This window comes from Streptomyces sp. NBRC 110028, from assembly GCF_001417735.1.
Taxonomy (GTDB): Bacteria; Actinomycetota; Actinomycetes; order Streptomycetales; family Streptomycetaceae; genus Streptomyces.
In genome coordinates, this window is sequence record NZ_BBUZ01000029.1 from 278830 (window position 1) to 285925 (window position 7096).

General features: G+C 68.8%; 8 protein-coding genes and 2 pseudogenes. 6 read left to right on the forward strand and 4 right to left on the reverse strand.

All coding sequences use genetic code 11. The annotated features are described in order from the left end of the window. The first annotated feature begins 53 nt into the window (after positions 1 to 53). Positions 54 to 965 (forward strand): ornithine cyclodeaminase family protein, encoded by a 912-nt coding sequence (locus ASC60_RS21910; protein ID WP_055553548.1) that lies wholly within the window; start codon positions 54 to 56, stop codon positions 963 to 965. Next, the gene (locus ASC60_RS21915; protein ID WP_055553550.1) at positions 962 to 2089 is read left to right on the forward strand and encodes an aminotransferase; all 1128 of its coding nucleotides are present in this window, start codon (positions 962 to 964) and stop codon (positions 2087 to 2089) included. The genes ASC60_RS21910 and ASC60_RS21915 overlap by 4 nt, the downstream gene beginning before the upstream one ends. 231 nt (positions 2090 to 2320) lie before the next feature. Here ASC60_RS21915 and ASC60_RS21920 read toward each other — a convergent pair. Beyond that, positions 2321 to 2799 (reverse strand): annotated as a pseudogene (locus ASC60_RS21920) (transposase); the annotation flags it as partial. Between the two features lie 123 nt (positions 2800 to 2922). Next, positions 2923 to 3567: a LysE family translocator gene (locus ASC60_RS21925; protein ID WP_055553552.1), complete on the reverse strand. Its 645-nt coding sequence runs from the start codon at positions 3565 to 3567 to the stop codon at positions 2923 to 2925. A 222-nt stretch (positions 3568 to 3789) separates the two neighbouring features. On the opposite strand from ASC60_RS21925, the gene ASC60_RS43030 reads away from it, so the two are divergent. Together ASC60_RS43030 and ASC60_RS43035 are read left to right on the forward strand one after the other, a co-directional pair. Beyond that, a complete protein-coding gene (locus tag ASC60_RS43030; protein ID WP_234357060.1) occupies positions 3790 to 3960 on the forward strand; it encodes a recombinase family protein in 171 nt (56 codons plus the stop codon). Positions 3961 to 3968: 8 nt separating this feature from the next. Next, positions 3969 to 4265, forward strand: a complete 297-nt coding sequence (locus ASC60_RS43035; protein WP_234357061.1) for a hypothetical protein — start codon at positions 3969 to 3971, stop codon at positions 4263 to 4265. Here the strand turns inward: ASC60_RS43035 and ASC60_RS21935 are convergent. Beyond that, positions 4248 to 4727: a helix-turn-helix domain-containing protein gene (locus tag ASC60_RS21935; protein ID WP_055553554.1), complete on the reverse strand. Its 480-nt coding sequence runs from the start codon at positions 4725 to 4727 to the stop codon at positions 4248 to 4250. The genes ASC60_RS43035 and ASC60_RS21935 overlap by 18 nt on opposite strands. Positions 4728 to 5286: 559 nt before the next feature. Then, on the reverse strand, positions 5287 to 5745 hold the full coding sequence (locus ASC60_RS21940) for a helix-turn-helix domain-containing protein (protein WP_055553556.1): 459 nt from the start codon (positions 5743 to 5745) through the stop codon (positions 5287 to 5289). Between the two features lie 79 nt (positions 5746 to 5824). Between ASC60_RS21940 and ASC60_RS21945 the strand changes: the two are divergent. Then, positions 5825 to 6514, forward strand: a pseudogene (locus ASC60_RS21945) (SDR family oxidoreductase); the annotation flags it as partial. A 33-nt stretch (positions 6515 to 6547) separates the two neighbouring features. Further along, positions 6548 to 6847, forward strand: a complete 300-nt coding sequence (locus tag ASC60_RS43040) for a DUF1330 domain-containing protein (protein WP_267892814.1) — start codon at positions 6548 to 6550, stop codon at positions 6845 to 6847. Positions 6848 to 7096 lie beyond the last annotated feature (249 nt).

The window sequence follows — 7096 nt, forward strand, 5'->3', positions numbered from 1 at the left end:
TATAGTGCTCAAAAAAGTTGCCACCCGATCGAGTGGGCAATATATTGCTCATTATGCGTGTGATCAGCTCTCCCCGCGTCTCCGAGCAGGCCGTCCTCGCCGCTCTCCGCGACGCCTTCGGGGCCCCTTCCCTCCGTACGGCACCGACTCCGGGCCAGTTCGTCGTCGACCTGCCCGGTGGCGGTGACGTCATCCACTACCCGGCCGTCCTGCCCCATGCCGGCGTCTACTCGGTCAAGGTCTCCCCGTACCTGCCCGACCCTGCCGGTCCCGCCGTGGTCACGGCGTGGACGATGCTCGTGAGCCTGTCCACCGGACAGCCGCTCGCGCTGCTGGACGCCTCCAAGCTGACTGTCGAGCGCACCGCGGCCACCACCGTGCTCGCCACCGACCTGCTCCTGCCGCCCGGCGCCCGCACCGCGGCCGTCATCGGTTACGGGCGCGTCGGCCGTGCGCACGCCCGCTACCTGCGCCACCTGCGCCCCGGCATGACCGTCCGCGCGTTCTCACCGAAGGGCGTCGACGAGGCCGACGACGGCGTCCAGGCCGCGGCGAACCTTGAGGACGCGGTGACGGGTGCGGACCTGGTGATGCTGTGCACCTCGGCCGCCGACGATGTGATCGACCCCCGTGCCCTGCCCGCAGGCACGGTCGTCACCTCGATCTCGACCAACGCCCCCGGCGCCCGCGAGATCCCGCCCGCCGCCGTCGAGGCCCTCGACGTCTACGTCGACGCGCTCACCACCCTGCAGGTCGCCGCCGACCTGACCCGCGCCGCCGCTGACGGCTGGGACCCCGCCGCCGTGCGCGGCGACCTGGCCGGCCTCGTGGCCGGCCGCGCCCAGGGCCCGAGCGGCGAGCGGCCGGTGTACTTCCGGTCCGTGGGACTGGGCATCGAGGACGCGGCCGTCGCCTGGGCCGCCCTGTACAACGACAATGCCATGACGAAGGGACAGTCCCGGTGAAGATCCGCCCGTTCGCCGTCGAGCAGTGGATGAACGACTACGAGGAGACCTGCCGCCACAACCTCGCCGAGACCTGCGTCCGCTCCCTGACCACCGGCGAATTGCTTCAGATGTCCGGACGGCGGGAGGAGATTCTTGCCGAACTCGACGACACCCCGCTCACCTACGGCCCCATCGCCGGCAGCCCCCGCCTGCGTGGCCTCGTCGCCGGCCTCTACGAGAGCCGGGGCCCGGACAACGTCCTGATCACCCACGGCGCGATCGGCGCGAACGCCCTCGTGCACGCCACCCTCGTTGAACCCGCCGACCACATCGTGGCCGTCGTCCCCACCTACCAGCAGCACTACTCCATCCCCGACAGCTACGGCGCCCGCGTCACCCAACTGCCGCTGCGCGAGGAGAACGGCTGGCTGCCCGACCTCGACGAACTCGACCGCCTGGTCTCGGCCGACACCAAGCTCATCGCCGTCAACAATCCCAACAACCCCACCGGCGCCCTCATCGACGAAGCCGGACTGGCCCGCATCGTCAAGATTGCCGAACGGGTCGGGGCATGGGTGTTGTGCGACGAGGTCTACCGGGGCGTCGACCAATACGGCGACGGCTTCACCGCCTCGATCGCCGACCTGTACGAGCTCGGCATCTCCACCGGCAGCATGTCCAAGCCCTACTCCCTGGCCGGACTGCGCCTGGGCTGGATCGTCGGCCCCACCCGCCTCCTCGCCGAGGTAGCCACCCACCGGGACTACACCACCATCAGCGTCGGACGCGTCGACGACCTCCTGGCCTGCGTCGCCCTGGAGAACAAGGACGCCGTCCTCGCCCGCTCCCACCAGATCACCCGCACCAACCTCGCCATCCTCGACGAGTGGGTCACCGGCCGTGACGACATCACCTACGTCAAACCGGCCTCGGGCACCACCGCGCTCCTGCGCTACAACGCCCCGATCGGTTCCTACGAGTTCTGCACCCGCCTCCTCGGGGAGACCGGCGTCATGTTCACCCCCGGCGCCGCCTTCGGCATCGAGCACACCGTCCGCATCGGCTTCGCCGACGACACCGAGACCCTGTGCACCGGCCTGGAACTGGTCGGCCAGTTCCTCGACCGCCTCGCCCAGGACTGACTCACCGGCAAGAGGGCCGGGGGAAACCGGGTGCTCCGCCTGAAGAAGGCGCTGCGCATCCCGACCCGGCGGACCGGGGGCCGGGTCGGCCATGGCGCCCGGGCACTCCGCCGCCGGCGCCGATCGACCCGGACCTGCCGAGCGCGGACATCCGCATCGGGTACGCCCGCTGCTCGACGCTCACCCAGGAACTCCGGTCGCAGGTCGACGCGCCCGACAAGCACGGCATCGAGCGTCCTGCTTCTCCGAGTGCGCCAAGACCAGGACGCCGTCGATGTCCACGATCAGTTGCCCGCACGCGTCCGGCGCCGCATCCCCGGCCAATCGCCAGACGTGTTCGCGCACTTCGGCGCGGGCGATGCGGAGCGCGGCCAAGACCCGCTTGCAGCCTGACGCCAGCCTGCCGACCAGACGAGAGACCGTGGGGTCCGAGGCCACAGGCCCGAACACGGCCGGCTCGGCCCGCAACAGGGCCACATTGGCCAGGCAGTCCCCGCCCAGCGCGACGGCGAGCGCCACATCCAGCAGGATCTTGCCCGGATCGTGCACCGCCGCGGACGCCGCCACGGCGAGAGCGCCGCCGATATCGCCCCATCCAGTCCGGCTTTCCGGACGGTCTCCACCAGCAGTACGCCGCCCGCCTGGCTGACGACTCCACGGCCGCCGCCCTCGACATGAACACGTGGGTAGGACCCGGTACGCTTCTTCACCCGAGAAATACTCCTAAGCCAGCAACGGACAAGACCCTCAGTAAGTCTCATCGTTGCAGCTCAGGAGCATTTCTTACGTTTTCGATCAGGGTGCGGACAGCTCGCCCCTGCGAGGGCCCGAGGCTAGTCGGCGCGGCCTGTCGCTGCCACGGTCACGCCCAGGCCGATCATTGCGAAGCCGCCCGCCCCGCCGACCATCGAAAGGCGGCGATCCGAGCGGGCGAACCAGGAACGGGCCGCCGAGGCGCCCAGGCCCCACAGGGTGTCCGTAATCATGCCGATGGCGACCGGGACCAGCCCCAACACCATCATCTGGAGGGGGACTTGGCCCGCCGAGTGATCCACGAACTGCGGCAGCACCGCCGCGAAGAAGACGACGCCCTTCGGGTTGGTGACGCCCACGAAAATACCGTCCAGGATCGTGCGCAGATCACCGCGCCGCTCATCCGCCGGGGCCTCCATGTCCGCCGCGCGCATCTCCTTGCGGTGCCGGAACGCCTGCACGCCGAGGTAGACGAGATACGCCGCTCCGGCCAGCTTCACACCCATGAACACCGTCGCCGAACTCTCCACCAGCGCGCCGAGGCCCCACGCCACAGCGATCACCAGGAGGTACGAACCGACCAGGTTGCCCAGGACCGTCGCGAGCGCCGTGCGGCGGCCGTGCGCGAGGGCTCTGCCGATCACAAACAGCACGCTCGGCCCCGGAATCACGATCACCAGCAGCGACATCGCCGCGAACGCGAGAATACTCTCCGTGGACACCATAAGTCCGCCACCTCCTGGATTGCCGTCCAGAGGTCATACAAACAGATGGCGGACCGTCCACTCCAGGCTCATCCACCTGCCGAGACACCTGAGGAGTGCAGCCTTCCCGACGACGAACAGGACCCTAGACAAGTCCCATCGTCCCAGGTCAGCGGCACACCTCACTCATCCGAACAAGCTTCGGACAGGTCACCTCGTGAAAGCGCGAGGCTAGTCTTGGAGATGCTCGCCGGCCCCCTGCCCGGCATCTACGACCCCACAGGCCCGGGAAAGCTGCTGTTCGCATTCTTCGCGGCGATGGCGCAGACCGAGCGGGAGGACATCCGCGAGTCCACGTCCGAAGGGCTCGACACCGCGGCCCGCAAGGGCAAGCACGGCGGCCGCCCGTCATAACCTACGACATGCTCCACACCGTGCTCCGCCGCCGCGCGGCCGGCGAGCCCGTCGAGCAGATTCAGCCCGACCTGATCATCCCCACCGGCAAGCGCAAGGACCAGAACCCCTCGGTGGCCAGCATCTACCGGGCACTCGCCGAGCACGCCAAGCGCGAGGCATACCCCGAAGCCGTCGCCCAGGCACACGCCGACTTCTCCGCCCTCCAGGCCGGGGAAGTCCGGAGCCACGGGCCAAGTCACAGCCCGTACGGTGACACGCCTCCAGGGGCACGGGAGCGCTTAGCGCTAACGGCTGTTCCGTAGTTCCCCGAGGCCGGACGAGTTCTGAGGGTCAGGTGCTGCCATCAGCGACACATCCTCCATGGGAACCTCGCGACCATCGTCATCGAGAAACCCCACGTGGACGGCCCGACCCGTGGAGCGGGTCCGCTGGGAAGCGGAGGGACCTGCGGGCCGCGGACGGTGACGGTCCCCCCACTGCTGCAGCGCACCCAGGACGGGCTGCAGTTCGAGCCCGGCCGGCGTCAGATGGTAGCTCTGCCGGTGCCTGCTACCGGCCTCCTGGTATGCCAGCGTCCGCAGCACTCCGGCGTCGACGAGAACCTTGAGTCGGTCACTGAGCAGGTTCGACGCGATGCCGAGAGCTGACCGGATTTCAGCGAACCGGTGCCTGCCGTAGAGGACCTCACGCAGCACCAGCAGAGTCCACCGCTCGCCGAGTATCTGCAGGCTCCGCTCCATGGAACAGGCCGGCTCGTCATCCATAGGGCCGGACACGTGCCTTCCTGACGGCACAGAACTCACCTCCACATCGACGCCGGGTACTCGTTCCGGTGGCCACATACGCCCCGCAGCCCGCACGACCTGAGTTTACTATCACTAACCAGATGGCACGTACGCCTGCCGGGCGGGAGCAGGCGACTCGGGCAGGTCCTGCCACGGGGTGGACGGCGTGCATCACGCGCAAGATCCCACACAGGCAAAGGGACGCGGCAGGTAAGCAGAAACAACCGTGCACCCCCTCGCAGGCCGGGCCGATTGCACGCCGCGGCCGCCGACCTGGCGCATGTAACGGCGAGACGGGCTGGCCAGTACGACCGGCGAGCCAGTGATCCGGTCAGTAAGGCGCAGCCGGGGGCGTCCGCAGCGGACGCCGGACATGGACGGCGCTGCGGGAACCGCGGCCAGCCAGCCGTCAGGCGCGGCGCCTCCGGCGAAGGCCGCCCGCTCCGGATTCCACGGAGCGGGCCGCAAGGCCTGGCGGCGTTCGTTCGCCTCCGGTCGTGGAGCCTGCGAGGGTCACGTCTTGGAACTGGAACCTGCGCTACTTCCGGCCAGGGGAGGCGGCGGTCGGCATCAGTGCCACGGAGCTTTCGTCGACTTCGTTTCCGTCGTCGTCGATGAACCCGACGTGCACCGGTCGTTCGGTGCCCTCGACCAGGCGCAGGATGCTCGGCCCGTCCGGCCACGGCAGGTACTTGTCGCCCCATTGCTGCAGGCCGAGCAGGACGACGAGGAGCTCCCGGCCCGCATCCGTGAGCACGTACGAGAAGCGAGCCCGCTCCCTGGGCTCCCGATAGGGCACCTTCTCCATCACGCCGTATTCGACCAGCGTGTTCAGGCGTGCGGTGAGAACATCCGGCGCCACACCGAGCCCGCTGCGGAACTCCGAGAACCGGCTCGACCCCGCCACGGCCTCGCGCAGGATCAGAAACGTCCAGCGCTCGCCCAGCACGCCCAGGCTGCGGGCGATAGCGCAACTGTCATTCGGAATCTTGCCCATGCTGCAAGCCTACCCTGAGTTGCTTCTTCCAACCCAGGTGGTCTACATTGGAAAAACCTACCCAGCAGGGAGTTGCGCAATGCAGATCGAAGGACAGACCGCACTGGTCACCGGGGCGAACCGCGGCCTGGGACGTCACCTGGCGAAGCAGTTGCGCGACCGCGGCGCGACCGTCTACGCGGCCGCCCGCAATCCCGCAGCCGTCGACCTCGACGGCGTGAAGCCGATCGCCCTCGACGTGACCGACCCCGCCTCCATCGCCGCCGCGGCAGAGGCGACCGGCGACGTGTCGATCCTGGTCAACAACGCCGGTTCGGCCACCTACGCATCGCTGCTGACGGGCGACCTGGCGGACATCCGCCTGGAGATCGACACCCACTACCTCGGCACCTTGGCGGTCACCCGGGCATTCGCCCCCCAGCTCGGCTCTCACGACAGCAGCGCGGTGCTGAACATCCTGTCGGTCGCCTCCTGGGTCAACTTCCCCGACTTCGGTGCCTACTACGCCGCCAAGTCGGCCTCCTGGTCGATGACGAACGGGCTGCGCCAGGAACTCGCCCCGCAGGGCACCCGGGTCTCGGCGCTGCACGTCGGGTACATGGACACCGACATGACCGCCGGCCTCGACGCGCCGAAGGCCGACCCTGCCGACATCGCGCGCATCGCTCTCGACGGTGTCGCTGCCGGTACCCCTGAGATCGTCGCCGACGAGATGAGCAAGACCGTGCTCGCAGGTCTGTCCGGAGGCGTTGGCGCGCTCCACCCGCAGTTCGGGACGGAGAAGGTCACGCCCGCTTACGTCATCGTCAACTTCGATGTGCTCGACGAGGAGGCCGGCCTGGCCTACGCGGCCGTGGCCCAGCAGTCCATCCTCGACCACGGCGGCCATTACCTGGTCGGGGGACCCACGCCCAGGCCCGTCGAAGGCACCTGGGACTCCTCCGGGTTCGTGGTCATCGAGTTTCCCGACATGGACCGGATCCGGGAGTGGTACGACTCCGCCGAGTACCGGCGGGCCCGGGAGATACGAAAGGACAAGGCCCGGGTGGCCATGCTGTTCGTCGAGGGCGCACCGCCTGAGGGCTTCTCCCGCCCGGCCTAGCCGTGCCGCTGGTGCGGTGATCAGAGGGGACTGCCGGGAAAGGCTCAAGGCGTCCGACGCGGTGCACTGGACGCCGAGGGCTGATTCGCCGAGATCGACCGGACAGGCCCTGGCCTCACGCTTCATGAAGCGGGCTGGCCGACAAGTGATCAGCGAAGCCGAAAGTGCCTCTGAGCTGCAAAAACGAAGGTCACTGAGGTTCTTGTTCTCGCTTCAGGCGGAGGCACTTTCCAGGGCCCCGTACTCCCG